The sequence below is a fragment of the Aquirufa sp. OSTEICH-129A genome (assembly GCF_054558355.1).
This window is the reverse complement of sequence record NZ_JBPXKC010000024.1, coordinates 1-267: the sequence shown is the minus strand read 5'-3', so window position 1 is coordinate 267 and position 267 is coordinate 1. Positions and strand designations below refer to the sequence as shown.

Genomic DNA, 267 nt, shown 5'->3' with positions numbered 1-267 from the left:
TAGCGGGTACGAACTTTGGTACCGGAACCAGTATGACCTTTACAGCGGGTGTGGCCTCAGCCAGCATGATTTTGTACAAAGCAGAATCAGCTACGGTGAATGCGAGTGATGGTACAATTAACTCGAATACGGGTGGAACGTTGAATGTGACAGTTGGTTCATCGACGATGACGAAATTGGCAGTAAGCTTAGCTAGTCCTCAGATTAATGGCACAGCCTTTACAGGAACGAATACCTTAACTGCACAAGATGCTTATGGTAATACTG

Annotated in this window: 1 protein-coding gene; it reads left to right on the top strand. The window is 45.7% G+C overall.

Translation table 11 applies throughout. From position 1 onward, the window contains the following. A partial coding sequence (locus SKC36_RS12355) for a hypothetical protein (protein ID WP_459466081.1) occupies positions 1-267 on the top strand: 267 nt, incomplete at both ends.